General features: G+C 65.3%; 12 protein-coding genes. 2 read left to right on the forward strand and 10 right to left on the reverse strand.

The features are described from left to right. The first annotated feature begins 133 nt into the window (after positions 1-133). The gene (locus ACFOWB_RS18220; RefSeq protein WP_315855116.1) at positions 134-2398 is read left to right on the forward strand and encodes a heavy metal translocating P-type ATPase; all 2265 of its coding nucleotides are present in this window, start codon (positions 134-136) and stop codon (positions 2396-2398) included. Positions 2399-2449: 51 nt separating this feature from the next. On the opposite strand, the gene ACFOWB_RS18225 is transcribed toward ACFOWB_RS18220, so the two are convergent. From ACFOWB_RS18225 to ACFOWB_RS18260, 8 genes are all read right to left on the reverse strand, one after another. Further along, the gene (locus ACFOWB_RS18225) at positions 2450-3598 is read right to left on the reverse strand and encodes a nucleotidyltransferase family protein (protein WP_378148678.1); all 1149 of its coding nucleotides are present in this window, start codon (positions 3596-3598) and stop codon (positions 2450-2452) included. A gap of 435 nt (positions 3599-4033) precedes the next feature. Then, on the reverse strand, positions 4034-4291 hold the full coding sequence (locus tag ACFOWB_RS18230) for an HVO_A0114 family putative DNA-binding protein (protein ID WP_378148680.1): 258 nt from the start codon (positions 4289-4291) through the stop codon (positions 4034-4036). A 267-nt stretch (positions 4292-4558) separates the two neighbouring features. Then, on the reverse strand, positions 4559-5104 hold the full coding sequence (locus ACFOWB_RS18235; RefSeq protein ID WP_378148682.1) for a DUF6036 family nucleotidyltransferase: 546 nt from the start codon (positions 5102-5104) through the stop codon (positions 4559-4561). A 196-nt stretch (positions 5105-5300) separates the two neighbouring features. Then, positions 5301-8468 carry an efflux RND transporter permease subunit gene (locus ACFOWB_RS18240; RefSeq protein WP_378148684.1) on the reverse strand — a complete coding sequence of 1056 codons (3168 nt, stop codon included), beginning with the start codon at positions 8466-8468 and terminating at the stop codon, positions 5301-5303. After that, a complete protein-coding gene (locus ACFOWB_RS18245; RefSeq protein WP_378148686.1) occupies positions 8465-9883 on the reverse strand; it encodes an efflux RND transporter periplasmic adaptor subunit in 1419 nt (472 codons plus the stop codon). Before ACFOWB_RS18245 ends, ACFOWB_RS18240 begins: the two co-directional genes overlap by 4 nt. Further along, positions 9880-10284, reverse strand: coding sequence for a FixH family protein (locus ACFOWB_RS18250; protein WP_378148688.1), 405 nt, complete (start codon positions 10282-10284; stop codon positions 9880-9882). Before ACFOWB_RS18250 ends, ACFOWB_RS18245 begins: the two co-directional genes overlap by 4 nt. A gap of 126 nt (positions 10285-10410) precedes the next feature. Beyond that, complete coding sequence (locus tag ACFOWB_RS18255; protein ID WP_378148690.1) at positions 10411-10881, reverse strand: hypothetical protein; 471 nt, start codon at positions 10879-10881, stop codon at positions 10411-10413. Further along, positions 10865-11326: a DUF411 domain-containing protein gene (locus ACFOWB_RS18260; protein ID WP_378148693.1), complete on the reverse strand. Its 462-nt coding sequence runs from the start codon at positions 11324-11326 to the stop codon at positions 10865-10867. The genes ACFOWB_RS18255 and ACFOWB_RS18260 overlap by 17 nt, the downstream gene beginning before the upstream one ends. A gap of 153 nt (positions 11327-11479) precedes the next feature. On the opposite strand from ACFOWB_RS18260, the gene ACFOWB_RS18265 reads away from it, so the two are divergent. Continuing rightward, positions 11480-11698: a hypothetical protein gene (locus ACFOWB_RS18265; protein ID WP_378148695.1), complete on the forward strand. Its 219-nt coding sequence runs from the start codon at positions 11480-11482 to the stop codon at positions 11696-11698. An 81-nt stretch (positions 11699-11779) separates the two neighbouring features. Here the strand turns inward: ACFOWB_RS18265 and ACFOWB_RS18270 are convergent, their stop codons facing one another. Beyond that, positions 11780-12445, reverse strand: a complete 666-nt coding sequence (locus ACFOWB_RS18270) for a Crp/Fnr family transcriptional regulator (RefSeq protein ID WP_378148697.1) — start codon at positions 12443-12445, stop codon at positions 11780-11782. A gap of 480 nt (positions 12446-12925) precedes the next feature. After that, a complete protein-coding gene (locus ACFOWB_RS18275) occupies positions 12926-13894 on the reverse strand; it encodes a cation diffusion facilitator family transporter (protein ID WP_261403542.1) in 969 nt (322 codons plus the stop codon). Between the last annotated feature and the right edge of the window lie 8 nt (positions 13895-13902).

A 13902-nucleotide genomic window follows, 5' to 3' on the forward strand; every position in this document is an offset into this window, starting at 1 on the left:
TTCAGGATCGTGCTGCGGGGGGCATGACGGGCATCACCGCAGCGCCGAGGGCGAGCGTCGAGATGGCGCCCATGCTCATTCAAGCGAGAGCCATGCGTCGGGCGCCGGCAGCGCCATCGATCCGGTCTGCGGGATGACGGTCGAGATCGCGACCGCCAAGCACCGGTCCGACGCCGGCGGGAGTTCGCATTACTTCTGCTCGGCCGGGTGCAAGTCGAAGTTCGAAGCCGACCCCGCGAAATATTCCGGGGAGAGCAAGGCTGAGCACGCCGAGGCGCCCGAGGGCGCGACCTACACCTGCCCGATGCATCCCGAGATCCGACAGGTCGGCCCCGGCTCTTGCCCGATCTGCGGCATGGCGCTCGAGCCGGAGCTGGTCAGCGCGGAAGCCCAGCCCAATCACGAATTGGCGGACATGACGCGCCGCTTCTGGGTCGGGCTTGCGCTCGCTGTGCCGATCTTCGTGCTGGAGATGAGCGGGCATCTCCTCCCCGCGATCCACCATGTCGTGCCGCCTGCGACGTCGATATGGATTCAGTTCGCGCTGGCGACGCCGGTCGTGCTTTGGGCCGGCTGGCCCTTCTTCCAGCGCGGCTGGGCTTCAGTTCGCTCGCGCAACCTCAACATGTTCACTCTGATCGCGATGGGCGTTGGGGTCGCCTACGTCTACAGCGTGGTGGCGACGCTCGCGCCCGCCCTGTTTCCTCCGGCTTTCCGAGGACCGGACGGCGCGGTCGCCGTCTATTTCGAGGCCGCCGCGGTGATCACCGTGCTGGTTCTGCTCGGCCAGGTGCTGGAGCTGCGCGCGCGCGACCAGACGTCGGGCGCGATCCGCGCGCTTATCAACCTGGCGCCCAAGACCGCGCGCCGCGCGCGGGCGGACGGTACGGAAGAGGACGTCGCGGTCGAAGACATCGCCGTCGGCGACATGCTCCGCGTCCGTCCCGGCGAACGAATTCCCGTGGACGCCGAAGTGGCCGACGGCCGGTCGAACGTCGACCAGTCGATGGTCACCGGCGAGCCCATGCCGGTGGCGAAGGCGGTCGGCGACGCCGTCATCGGCGGGACCATCAACCAGTCCGGCGCCCTTACTATCCGCGCGCAGAAGGTCGGCCGCGACACGATGCTCGCCCGCATCGTGCAGATGGTGTCCGAAGCGCAGCGCTCGCGCGCTCCGATCCAAAAGCTGGCCGACCAGGTCTCGGGCTGGTTCGTCCCGGCCGTGATCGCGGTCGCGGCGCTCGCCTTCATTGCCTGGGCCGCGTTCGGCCCGGAGCCGCGCTTCGCCTATGGCCTCGTTGCGGCGGTCGCCGTGCTCATCATCGCATGCCCGTGCGCGCTCGGCCTCGCGACGCCGATGTCGATCATGGTCGGCGTCGGCAAGGGCGCGTCGCTTGGCGTCCTGATCAAGAACGCCGAGGCGCTCGAGCGTCTCGAGAAGGTCGACGCCCTGGTCGTCGACAAGACCGGCACGCTCACCGAGGGCCGCCCCTCCGTGACGGACATCGCAGTCGCCGACGGGGTGTCGGAGAACGATCTTCTCAGCCTGGCGGCCGCAGTCGAGCACGCCTCCGAGCATCCGCTGGGCCGCGCCGTGGTGACGGCCGCCGAGGACCGGCAGCTGACCATCCCCGTCGTCGAGGATTTCGATGCGCCGAGCGGCAAGGGCGTAAGCGGAACGGTCGGCGGCCGCAAAATCCTGCTCGGAAAGGCTCGCTATCTCGAAGACGCCGGCGTCGAGCTCGGCGCGCTTGCGGACAAGGCCGACGCGCTTCGCCGTTCGGGCGCGACCGCGATCTTCGCCGCCGTCGATGGCCGCGCCGCGGGCGTCTTCGCGATCGCCGACCCGATCAAGCCGAGCACCCTTTACGCCGTGAAGGCGCTCAAGGCCGAAGGCATGCGGATCGTGATGCTGACCGGCGACAACCGGACGACGGCCGAGGCCGTGGCGCGATCCCTCGCCATCGACGAGGTCGTGGCCGACGTGCTGCCGGAAGAAAAGCACGCGGTCGTCGAGCGGCTGAAGCGCGAAGGACGTGTGGTCGCCATGGCCGGCGACGGCGTCAACGACGCACCGGCGCTCGCGGCCGCCGATGTCGGCATCGCGATGGGCACCGGAACCGACGTGGCGATCGAGAGCGCCGGCGTGACGCTCGTGCGCGGCGATCTGATGGGGATCGTCAAGGCGCGCGCGCTGTCGAAGGCGACGATGTCCAACATCCGGCAGAATCTGGCGCTTGCCTTCGTCTACAACGCCGCAGGCGTGCCGATCGCCGCCGGCGCGCTCTATCCGGTCTTCGGGCTGCTGCTGTCGCCGATCGTGGCGGCCGCCGCGATGGCGCTGTCGTCGGTGAGCGTGATCGGCAACGCGTTGAGGCTGAGGGCGACAAAGATCTGAAAGCGACGCGCGTGCCGGGGAGCCCGAGATCCCACGCCTCTGCGGCCTCGTTCAGTGCGCCTCGCCTGCGTCGGCGGCCGCTTCGCGGCGGTCGTCGTCATCGTAAAGTCCGTAGTCGGCGGGTTTGGCTCCAAGCGCCTGAACGCCTTCGGAAAGGCTCCGCCGCAGGCCGAAGCGGTCGTCGTCGTCATAGCTTCGCAGGCTCGAGCCGATGGCGTCCCGCCACGCCGGCCCGCGGTTCCAGGCCTCCATATACGCGTCCGCGAGGTCCTCTTTGTGGCGCAGCTCGATCATGGCGTTCATGAGCGTCAGAGCCTGGAGGCGATCCTTTGCGCTCTTCGCCATTCCGTCGCCGTCCGTCCGGCGGCGAGATCCGACGATGAGCTTGTGAATCGCAAAGCGTTCCGGGGCGGGAACGAGGATCGGCACGCCCGCGCCATGCAGCAGCACCGCGCGCTCGGGCTGATAGATCAGAAAGTCCAAGAAGCGCAGCGGCTGGGCCGCCGCGCCCCCAAGGGCCGGCATCGGCGCAGGTCCGCCCGCGTTGTCGTCGGACCCTCGGTTCGGGGTCAGGAATTCAACTTTGTAGCCCGAACGCGAGACAAACTGCGTCGACAGTCGCCCGTCATTCATGTGTGGAACTTCTCGGAAGGTCCCGTCGACGGAACGCAGGACGTCAAGGACCGGCGGAAGCTGATCGCCGACGGCCGCCGAGATGGAATGAAACTGGGCGAAATCAGCGTCGCCGGTGAGCATCGCCGTATTCTCGAGCCGGACGCCCAGCATGGCGGAATAGGCCTGATAAGCGACGGTTCCGACGAGCACGCCCCGCAGACGGAACAGACCGGCCTCGGAAAGCGCCTGCACGATGTCCCCCGCGGTCTTGTCGGGGCGCGGCAGATAGGCTTCCCGGATCAGGGTCGAGACGATTTTCCGCCGCTCCCTGACGTCGGCCTTCAAGTCCTTAAACGCCTCGACGCGCTTGGTGATCTCCTCGTCGTCGGCCGGTCCGACGTAGCTCCGGTCCTGCTTACTGGTGCCGTCGCCGGCGGGACGATCGAAGTACCAGTATTTGCGGTCCTTGACCGTTACGGGCACGAACCGTCCGTCGGCCGGGAAATCGCTTGCGAACCGGGCGTCGAGGCTGCGCTGGGCGAGCTCGGAATACAGGGTCTGATAGATGTGGCCGATTGATTTCATGGCTTTCGCTATACTATTTTCGCGAGATTAATATAACGATTTTGAGTCCACTGGACAAGCCGATTATACTAATTTCGCGAAATTGATATAGCTCACATTTTTCGGTTTTATGCATCAAACGCATCCTGTGATCAGTTTCCAAAGACGCCCTGCCGAGGCATTTTCGGGACCGGCGAACTCACGCGTGCTCTATCGCGGGAGATCGCTGACGCGGCTCGGCCTATGACGTCTCGAGTGCTTGCCCAGAGAGTCATCTCGCTAGCCGCGACGACGCTCGCGATCGGAAGCTGCTATCTGAAGTAAAGCGTCGAGGATCGAAGGCGCTGCGTAAGCAGCGCGATGAAGGGTGCGTCCGATCGGCTCCGGATGAGAATGACAATCTGCTCTGGTTCTCCACATCGGCGATGATTGAAATATCGCCCAATATTGTCTAGTTCAAATTATTTCAAAAAATCTGATGCTTACGGATGGCACATTTAATACAGGGCGCTTTGGTCGCCTTCCTTCCAATCTTATTATATTAAGATCTACTAATGAAGACAGAGATCTTGAGACGTTTGATTGAGACCGGTTCGCTAGTCTAGCTAGTTCCGCGACGCTTTCAGGCTCCTCTCGATTGATAATACGAATGAGTTCGATATTTCGATTTGTGAGGGCCTTTAGGATGAGCTCCGACTTAGAGAGCGGGGGCATGCTGTTTTTCGTGCACTCGGCGAACAACCTGATCGACCCGGTCAGGCGTCATGGCGCTCCATCCAGCCAGATGAAAACGCGTCACTGCAGATCGCCAGCTTTGAAATAGCGCGGGATCTGTCGCGGCCAGTTCGACTGGAGCATCCGACGTCGCCAGCCGAGATATTTCACGGAGCAGTTCCCAATCACGACTCTGGGCGACTGAAGCCGTATTCCCGCGTAGCAGCGCGTCAAGCGCAGCAACATACAGCTCTCTTGGAGATCTGCTCATTTATGGCCTCGACCAGTCGTTAGCTCAACGAAAACGAGATTCTCGGAAGCAGCCTCCCGGTCAGATGCTCGAGGAAGCTTTTTAATGGCCAACTCGATGTCAGAGAGATCTATTCCTCTCTGTTTAACCCACCAGACAACGTCCTGAACATCAGCAGGGCTTGATCGAACAAGTTTTGCGGCAGCCAACAAATCTGGGGTTGGCATAATGACCGTAAGCTGACCATATCTTCCGATGGTTTCTGTTTCGAAATCCTTGGGAAGCTGAACGACACCAGGCCTGATTATTTGTATATATATCGTATCTGGATCGATTTCGCCTTTCGGATCGTAGAGAACACCGATGTTTCGACAGACTGTAGATAGCTCTGCGACGTCAAAGCTAGAGCCAGCAAACCATACGTCGATATCTGGGGTCTGACGCTCCTTCTGCCCCGTGGCAATGCCGGGCGTGCTCCCAATCACGCAGAGCGTTGCGGGCGTTTGAAGCGCCGAACCGATCTTGGCGAAGAGATCATCCACCGTCGAAGCTTCAATCGGCATGCTCTCTCCTATCCCACGAAAGATAATATCATATCATGATATTCATTCAACCGCAGTCGTCTTGCTGCTGCGGTTTAGCCGCAGGTCGGCTTTGGCTTTTGCGTCCTCTGCCCCAGCACGGCGAGCAGACCGATCACATTCGACGGCGACAGGAGGAATTCGACCGACTTCGACGCCATGAACAGCACGATCGTCTCTACCCTCCGCTCGCTGGAGCCGCCCCGACGCCGATTTCGTCGCGCGCAGGATCGAACCGCGCCAGGCCGACGCCTTTCACCAGCGCATACACGGCCGGGATGACCAGAAGGGTCAGGATGGTCGACGACGCCATTCCGCCGATCATCGGAACGGCGATCCTCTGCATGACCTCGGATCCCGCCCCTGTGCTCCAGAGGATGGGGAGCAGGCCAGCCATGATCGCGACGACGGTCATCATCTTCGGCCGCACGCGCTCAACCGCGCCGACCATGATGGCTTCGTGCAGGTCGGCGCGCGTGAAGACCCGCCCCTGTGAGGCGCGGCGCGCCTTCAGCTCTTCGAGCGCGTGATCGAGATAGATCAGCATGATCACGCCGGTCTCGGCGGCGACGCCGGCGAGCGCGATGAAGCCGACCGCGACCGCGACAGACAGGTTGAAGCCGAGCCACCACATCAGCCAGAGGCCGCCGACGAGCGCGAACGGCAAGGACAGCATGACGATCAGCGTCTCGGCCAATCTGCGGAAATTCAGGTAGAGCAGCAGGAAGATGATCATCAACGTCACGGGGACGACGATCATCAGACGGGCCTCGGCCCTTTCGAGATATTCGAACTGACCGCTCCAGGCGATCTGGTAGCCGGTCGGCAGCGCGACCTGATCCGCGACAGTGCGCCGGGCCTCGGCGACATAGCCCCCGAGGTCCCGGCCCGTGATGTCGACGAACACATAGACCGCGAGTTGGCCGTTCTCGGTCCGGATCGATGTCGGTCCCCGCGTTCGCTCGATGCTGGCGACCTCGCCGAGCGGCACGGTTCCGCCGTTCGGCAGCGCGATGAGAAGGTTGCGGCCGATCGCGTCCGGATCATCGCGCAGGTCGCGGGGATAGCGAACATTGACCGAGTAGCGCTCACGGCCCTCGACCGTGGTGGTCACAGCCTCGCCGCCCAAAGCGGAGGAGACGGCGTCCTGCGCGTCGCTCACCATCAGACCATAGCGAGCGAGCGCCGCGCGATCGGGCGTGATGTCGAGGTAGTAGCCCCCGATCACGCGTTCCGCGTAGGCGCTTGAGGTCCCGGGCACGCCTTTCAGGACCGCCTCGACGCGCTTTGCGATCTTCTCCATCTCGCCGAGGTCGGAACCGAAGATCTTGACGCCGACCGGTGTCCGAATGCCGGTAGCCAACATATCGATGCGGGCGCGGATCGGCATGGTCCAGGCGTTCGACACGCCCGGGAACTGCAGCGCCCGATCCATTTCGGCCTTCAGGCTCTCCGTCGTGACGCCGGGCCGCCATTCAGCCTTTGGTTTGAGGTTGATGATGGTCTCGAACATCTCGGTCGGAGCGGGATCCGTCGCCGTCGCGGCGCGCCCGGCCTTGCCGAAGACCGTCTTGACCTCCGGAAACGATTTGATGATCCGGTCCTGCATCTGGAGCAATTCGGCCGCCTTGGTGATCGACAGACCCGGTAGGGTCGTCGGCATGTACATCAGCGTGCCTTCGTCGAGCGGAGGCATAAATTCGCTGCCAAGCCTCGTCGCCGGCCATACGGAGATCGCGAGCGCCGCGAGCGCGAGCGCGAGCGTGAGGGTTTTGGCCTTCAGGACTCCACGGATGATCGGTCGGTAGATCGCGATCAGGATCCTGTTCACCGGATTCTTCGCCTCGGGAATGATCCGGCCCCGGACGAAGAGAACCATCAGGGCAGGCACAAGCGTCACCGACAGAAGTGCTGCGGCGGCCATCGCAAATGTCTTTGTGAAGGCGAGAGGTCCAAAGAGCCGCCCTTCCTGGCTCTCGAGCGTGAAGATCGGCAGGAAGGATACCGTGATGATGGCCAGGCTGAAGAACAGCGATGGCCCGACCTCCGACGCCGCTTCAATCACGGATTCGATCCGAGGCTTGCCCTCGGGGGCACGCTCGAGATGCTTGTGCGCGTTCTCGATCATGACGATCGCCGCGTCGATCATGGCGCCGACCGCGATCGCGATGCCGCCAAGGCTCATGATGTTCGCGCCGATGCCGAGCGCCCGCATCGCGACGAAGGCGATCAGAATGCCGACGGGGAGCATGAGGATCGCGACCAGCGCGCTTCGGACGTGAAGCAGGAAGACGATCGTCACCAGCGCGACGACGATGCTCTCCTCCACCAGCGTGCCCTTGAGCGTCTCGATCGCGGCCTCGATCAACGTCGAGCGATCGTAGACGGGCACGATCTCGGACCCTGACGGCAGGCTCGGCATCAGTTCCGAAATGCGCGATTTGGCGTTCGCGATTACTTCGAGCGCATTGGCGCCGAACCGCTGCAGCACGATCCCGCTAGCAACTTCGCCCTCGCCGTTGAGCTCCGCGACGCCGCGGCGTTCGTCCGGGCCGAGTTCGACGCGCGCTACGTCCTTGAGAAGGACAGGCACCCCGCCGTCGGCCTTCACCACGGCTTTCTCGAGATCAGCGAGCGACTTCACGTAACCGCGGCCGCGAACCATGAACTCGAACTCGCTAAGCTCGACGGTGCGGCCGCCTGTGTCCATGTTCGCGCCGCGAACGACGTCCCGAACCTTAGATAGCGGAACGCCAAGCGTCCGCAGCCGCTGCGGATCGACGACGACGTTGTACTGCTTCTCGAAGCCCCCGACGCTCGCGACTTCTGCGACGCCACCGGCGCCGGACACGCCGAAGCGAACCCGCCAGTCCTGCAGGGAGCGGGTTTCGGCGAGCGTGAGGTTCTTCGCCAGAACCGCGTACTGGTACACCCAGCCGACGCCGGTCGCGTCAGGACCGAGCGTCGGCGTCACTGAAGAGGGCAAGCGCGACGCGGCGGCGCTCAGGAATTCGAGCACGCGCGAGCGGGCCCAGTACGGGTCGGTGCCGTCCTCGAAGATCACATAGACGAACGAAACCCCGAAGAACGAAAAACCCCGGACCACCTTCGACTTGGGAACCGTGAGCATCGCGGTCGTCAGCGGATAGGTGACCTGATCCTCGACGACCTGCGGGCCTTGCCCGGAATATTCGGTGTAGACGATCACCTGGACGTCCGAGAGATCCGGGATCGCGTCGAGCGGTAGTGTCTTCAACGCATAGAGGCCGGCGGCCACGGCGAAGGCGGTGGCGATGAGGACCAGCGTCACGTTGCGCGCTGACCAGCTAATGAGGCGGGCGATCATTGCGACGCTCCCGCCGAAAGGCCGCTCAACGCGGCCTTGAGATTGCTCTCGGCGTCGATCAGAAAATTCGCCGCGACCACCACCTTGTCGCCTTCTGCGAGTCCCGATCGCACTTCGACATACCCTTCGCCGGACCGACCGATCGTAACGTCGCGCGGTTCGAACTTGCCCTCGCCCTTTTCGATGAGCGCCACCCGCCGGTCGCCGCTGTCGATCACCGCGCTCAGCGGCGCCGCCAAGACCGCCGCCGCGGCGCCGGTCTCGATGTCGGCGTCGACATACATCTCCGGCTTGAGGGCGCCGTCCGGATTGGCGAGTTCGACCCTCAGTCGCGCGGTCCGCGTCGCGACGTTGATCTCGGGATAGATGAGCGTGATACGCCCCTTGTACGCCGTCGTCGCGCCGCGGGGCCGCACCGTGACCGTCTGTCCGGCTTCGACCAGCGGCAGCTGGGCTTCAGGGATGTCGAGGACCGCCCAAACCAATGAGAGATCGGCGATGCGGAACATCTCTTCGCCCGGCATGGCCTGCATGCCGTCAACGGCTTTCCGGGAGAGCACCACGCCGTCGCGAGGCGACGTCCACGCGAAATCGAGCGGCGCGCGCCGGCTCCGCTCGACCTCGTCGATGACGGCGTCTGGCACGTCGAGGTTCTCCAGTCGCCGCCGCGCGCCATCGACGACTGCTTTCCCGGCCGCGGTCGGCTGACCAACGATCGATAGGTATTGGGCAGCGGCCGCGGCCACTTCCGGCGAGTACAGGCGCATCAGGACTTGGCCACGCTTAACGCGGTCGCCGGTCGTGACCGGTTCGACCTTGTTCACGAAGGACTGGGCGCGCACCGCGACGACCGAAATGCGACGCTCGTCGAGCTGGATGACGCCGGCGGCGCGAACCGGAACCGACAGCGAACGCCTTGAGACCGTTTCTGTCCTGACGCCGCTTCGCTGCCGCTTGCCTGGATCGACGCTGACCGTCGATCCTTCACCGTCGCCCTCGTAGACGGGGATGTAGTCCATCCCCATCGAGTCCTTCTTGGGCGTGGGCGACGTATCCGGAAGCCCCATCGGGTTGCGATAGAAGAGGATCCGGCCCGGCTTCTGCGGCTTCGGATCAACGGCGACAGCGCGTCTTCCGGGCTCTGTCGGCTCGCCGTTCTTGGCATCGAAACCGACGTCCTCGCCCTCGCGCACCGGCGCAAAAGGTCGTCCGTCGTCAGCTTCGCGCGGACCCGCGGAGTACACCGCGCCGCCATCCGGATGGCGGTAGTAGAGGATCCGGCCGTCTGAAGCCGGCTGCGCCGCCGCCCTCTGAAAGAGGTTTTCTGAAACAGGAATCCAGCCGCGGTTGAACCCAGCGTAGCCAGCCCCGGCCACGCCGGCTACAAGCAGGCAGACGACGACGGCGCGCCTCATGGCTGCACCTGGAGCAAGGGGCGGCCAACGATCGTCTGGCTTTCTCCCTGAACCTTAGCCGCCAGGGAAAGCCGCCAAGCCCCCTCCATCGTCAGATTCGCCTTGAACCGGTAGACGCCGGGCTCGTCCGAAGTATGGGGTTCGAGCGAGCCTGTCATCGTGGGCATCCCGTCCGGCGCCATGTCGATCCGCCAGGCGAAAATCACGGCGTCCGACACCGGCTTGCCGCTTCGCTTGTTGATGAGACGCGCCGCGAGGATCACGCCCTCACCAGCCTTCGTACTGGAGTCGATCAACTGGAATTCGTAAGTGTCGGAATCCGCCCGAGCGGCGATGGGGCTGATCGCCAGCAAAGCAGCAAGCGTCGCGGCGGGTGCACGCCACCGATACCGGATATTCATTGTTCAATTTCCATACGCGCCATGCGCCCGCAGGTCGCGGGCGTTCACCGCGGGCAGGAGCGCCCACGGCAATGAACCGCGCGGGTCAGTTCCGCGCAGCGCAGCGCTTACGCGCCGCAGTTCGCGTCAGGTACGGGGCGGTCTAGCGGGGGGTCCGGCGACAGGTCCGGAACGCGACTGGTCATCGAGCGGAACGAGCTGCGCCAGCGCCAAAATCGAGCGGCCGCCGAGCGTCGAGGACTCGGGCGTCGCTGGAATGCTTGCGGTCATGCAGACCGCCATCAGCGGGCAGACCTTTGGACAGGCTGGACGAAGAGGGGCTTCGTCTGGGCAACACGGCATGCCCTCCGCCATCGTCTCCGCCGTGGCCACATCTTGAGACGTCGTGCCGACGCGAAAGCCCGCTTGCGCGCCCAGCGGCTCTAGAGCAACGCCGAAGACGAGCAGCAAAAAGGTCAGACGTTTCAGCACTGCGATCAGGCTCACGTTATAAGCATGCACCCGTGGCGGCGTCTTGTGAAGCGCTTGATGGTGGCGGCGTCTTGTGAAGCGCTTGATGGTCGCGGCGTCGCTCTGACGTTCACGCAGGATCGCCACCTCTGAACGTCATGAATTTTTCCTGCTCGTCGCCGAATGCCATCACGTCGTAGGTCTCGGAGTCGCGGCCTTCGACCTCCATGCCAGGCGATCCGATCGGCATCCCGGGCACAGCGAGGCCCCGCACCTTCGGGCGCTCGGCGAGCAGCCTCGCGATCGCAGCCGCGGGCACGTGGCCCTCGAGCACGTAGCCGTCGATCTCGGCCGTGTGGCAGGACCTCAGACCCGGCGGCACGCCGAGCTTCGCCTTTACGGCGTTGATGGCCGCGACCTCGACGACCCGCGCCTCGTAGCCGGCCGCGCGGACGTGATCGACCCAGGCCTCGCAGCAGCCGCAGGTCGGATCCTTGTGGACGGTCATCGCCGGAGCGGCGCGGACCCCGCCCGGGAAAAGCAGCGCGGCGCCGGCCGCCAGCAGCGTGAACGTCCTGCGATCCATAGTCATGGGCGTCGCCCTCCTTCTTTCCCGGCCACCTTCGCACACGCGCGGCTCACGTCCAGTTGTCCGCTAATGTGGGACTTTCCACCCGGCGAATCCGGGCCTCCCGGCATCGTGGCCCCAAGCTCAAGACGAGCTTCCACAAGGGAGTGACCCACGATGAAGACCATGATCGCCGCCGCCCTCGTTCTAATGTCCTCGGTCGCGGCCGCGACGGCCGGGACCGGGCCCGCCAACTCGACGAACCAGCACCTGCGCGACAGCGCCGACTTCTACGACAGCGTGCCGGACTTCAGCCTCCTGTCCAGCGAGAGGACCGGCAGCGTTGACCGTGAGGCGAGCAACCGCCATGACCCCAGCCGCGGGATCGCGCGCTGATCCGAACCGGCGCCGTCATTTGGTCTCCAACCCTGACGGCGCCGCAGGGCCAGCCCTCCCCCGGGCTGGCCCGCCCCAAGTTCAGGTGTTCCAGCTTGGCCCGACGAGTCTCAGGCCATATCGCTCCTTGCGGATCGCGCCCTGTCGTTCGAGGCGGCTCAGCTCCTTGGTCACCGCCTCCCGCTGCGTCGCGATGCGCGAGGCGATCTGCCGATGCGTCGGCAGCCGCCCGATCGCGCGGCCGGACGGGTCGCAGGCCGCGAGCCTCAGCAGCTCGGCCTCCAGCCTGCCCGACATCGGCAGGGTCATGACCTCCGACATCCTTTGAAGCGTCCGGCACTGCCGACGGCACATCGCGCGCACCACCGCCTTTGCGAAGGCTGGGTGGCGCTCGAACGCGGCCGCGAAGTCGCGCGCCTCGAAGCACCAGGCCTCGGACGCTTCGTCGGCAACCACCTCGAACGGCGTGTCGCAGCGCTCGAACGCGAAAGCCTCGCCGATCACGTCACCCGGCTCGACGTCGGCCGCGAAGGCCTCGTGCCCGTCGGACGTGATCGTCTCGGCCGAGAGCCTTCCCGAGGCGAGCACCAACGTAGAGCCGTGCCGACCCGGCAGGTCGAGCTTCGCCCCGCGGGGAAGCCGGACGCGGCGGGCAAACAGGGCGATCTCGTGAGCCTCGATGGTCGCGAGCAGGTCGGCGTCGTCCGCGTGGTGCGCGGGGTGCGCGCAGGATGAGTGGGTGATCATGTCTTCGTTTCCCGGAGTCGGTTCTGCGTCCCGCTGACGGCGTCGGCCGTCGCGTCAGGGACGCGTCGCTGAAAGCAAGGTCGGCGGAACGGCGTCGCCGCTTCCGCCGGACGGCGCGATCAGGCGATCCGGGGCGGTGGGGTGGCGAGACCGACATGGACGCCGTGGAGGCCGGGGCATGAGGATCGGACGGCAGCGGACCGCTGGGCGAGAGCCTCCCAGGAACCGAGGGCGGCCGGAAGCGGCGCGACGCACGGTGCTGAGCATTCGGCGGCGCCCGAGCCAGCATGCCCAAGCGCGGCGGACGAGCAGGGAGCGGAGGTCACAAGCACGGCCTGCTGGCCGGATAGTGGCGCGAAGCGGGAGCCGTGATCGATCTCGACGTGGGACACGGCGAGCAGCAGCACGGCAAGAAGCGTCGCAAGCGCCGCCGCCTTGCGCGAAAGCGCGCGTAGGAAAGCCGCGGCGCGTGTCCCAGCCTCAGACCGCATGGGCGGGGGCCAGAGGACAGGAGCCCGTCGCGAGCTCGATCTGGATCGTTGGGTGGGCGATGCCGAAGCGCTTTTCGAGCTCCTCGGCGATCGAGCGCATGGCTGCGTCGCCCGGATGGCCCGAGGGCATGACGAGGTGCGCGGTGAGCGCCGTCTCGGTCGTGCTCATCGGCCAGACGTGGAGGTCGTGGACCTCGACGACCCCGGGGCGCTGCTGAAGGAATGCGACGACGGCCGCGGGGTCGATGCCCGGCGGGGTCGCATCAAGCGACATGGTCACGCTGTCGCGCAGCAGCCCCCAGGTGCCCATCGTGATCACCGCTGCGATCATCAGGCTGACGACGGGGTCAAGCCATTCCCATCCGGTCACGATCACCAGAAGCCCGGCGACGATCACGGCGACCGAGACCCCGGCGTCGGCGACCATGTGGAGGTATGCGCCCTTGATGTTGATGTCGCCCTTGCGGCCCGACATGAACAGGAACGCGGTGAAGCCGTTGATCAGAACCCCGATGGCGGCGACCACCATGACGGTCACGCCGGCGACGGGCTGGGGGTCGAAGAAGCGCTGGATCGCCTCCCAGGTGATCATCCCGACCGCAATCAGCAGGAAGATCGCGTTGAACAGCGCCGCCATGATCGAGGACGAGCGCAGGCCGTAGGAGAAGCGCGGAGACGGCGGACGGCTGGCGAGCGTCGCGGCGATCCAGGCGACCAAGAGGCCGAGCACGTCGGACAGATTGTGGCCTGCGTCCGCCACGAGGGCGAGCGAGTTGCTGGCGTAGCCGTAGCTTGCCTCGATGACGACGAAGACGGTGTTCAGCCCGATGCCGACCGCGAACGCCTTGCCGAAACTGGCGGGCGCATGCGCGTGCCCGCCCGGCCCGTGGGCATGGCCGGAGTGGTCCCCGCCGCCATTGCCATGGTCGTTTCCGGCGTGGTCGTCATGTGCCGTCATCGTCGTCC

It is taken from the genome of Chenggangzhangella methanolivorans (assembly GCF_042648545.1).
In the GTDB taxonomy this organism is placed as follows: Bacteria; Pseudomonadota; Alphaproteobacteria; order Rhizobiales; family Methylopilaceae; genus Methylopila; species Methylopila methanolivorans.

Excerpts from the sequence above, each read along its gene's own strand:
- ACFOWB_RS18230 (WP_378148680.1), bottom strand. The coding sequence starts at position 4,291 with ATGCCCCCGCTCTCTAAGTCGGAGCTCATCCTAAAGGCCCTCACAAAT.
- ACFOWB_RS18220 (WP_315855116.1), top strand. The coding sequence starts at position 134 with ATGACGGTCGAGATCGCGACCGCCAAGCACCGGTCCGACGCCGGCGGG.
- ACFOWB_RS18270 (WP_378148697.1), bottom strand. The coding sequence starts at position 12,445 with ATGATCACCCACTCATCCTGCGCGCACCCCGCGCACCACGCGGACGAC.
- ACFOWB_RS18275 (WP_261403542.1), bottom strand. The coding sequence starts at position 13,894 with ATGACGGCACATGACGACCACGCCGGAAACGACCATGGCAATGGCGGC.
- ACFOWB_RS18240 (WP_378148684.1), bottom strand. The coding sequence starts at position 8,468 with ATGATCGCCCGCCTCATTAGCTGGTCAGCGCGCAACGTGACGCTGGTC.
- ACFOWB_RS18265 (WP_378148695.1), top strand. The coding sequence starts at position 11,480 with ATGAAGACCATGATCGCCGCCGCCCTCGTTCTAATGTCCTCGGTCGCG.
- ACFOWB_RS18235 (WP_378148682.1), bottom strand. The coding sequence starts at position 5,104 with ATGCCGATTGAAGCTTCGACGGTGGATGATCTCTTCGCCAAGATCGGT.
- ACFOWB_RS18225 (WP_378148678.1), bottom strand. The coding sequence starts at position 3,598 with ATGAAATCAATCGGCCACATCTATCAGACCCTGTATTCCGAGCTCGCC.
- ACFOWB_RS18245 (WP_378148686.1), bottom strand. The coding sequence starts at position 9,883 with ATGAGGCGCGCCGTCGTCGTCTGCCTGCTTGTAGCCGGCGTGGCCGGG.
- ACFOWB_RS18260 (WP_378148693.1), bottom strand. The coding sequence starts at position 11,326 with ATGACTATGGATCGCAGGACGTTCACGCTGCTGGCGGCCGGCGCCGCG.
- ACFOWB_RS18250 (WP_378148688.1), bottom strand. The coding sequence starts at position 10,284 with ATGAATATCCGGTATCGGTGGCGTGCACCCGCCGCGACGCTTGCTGCT.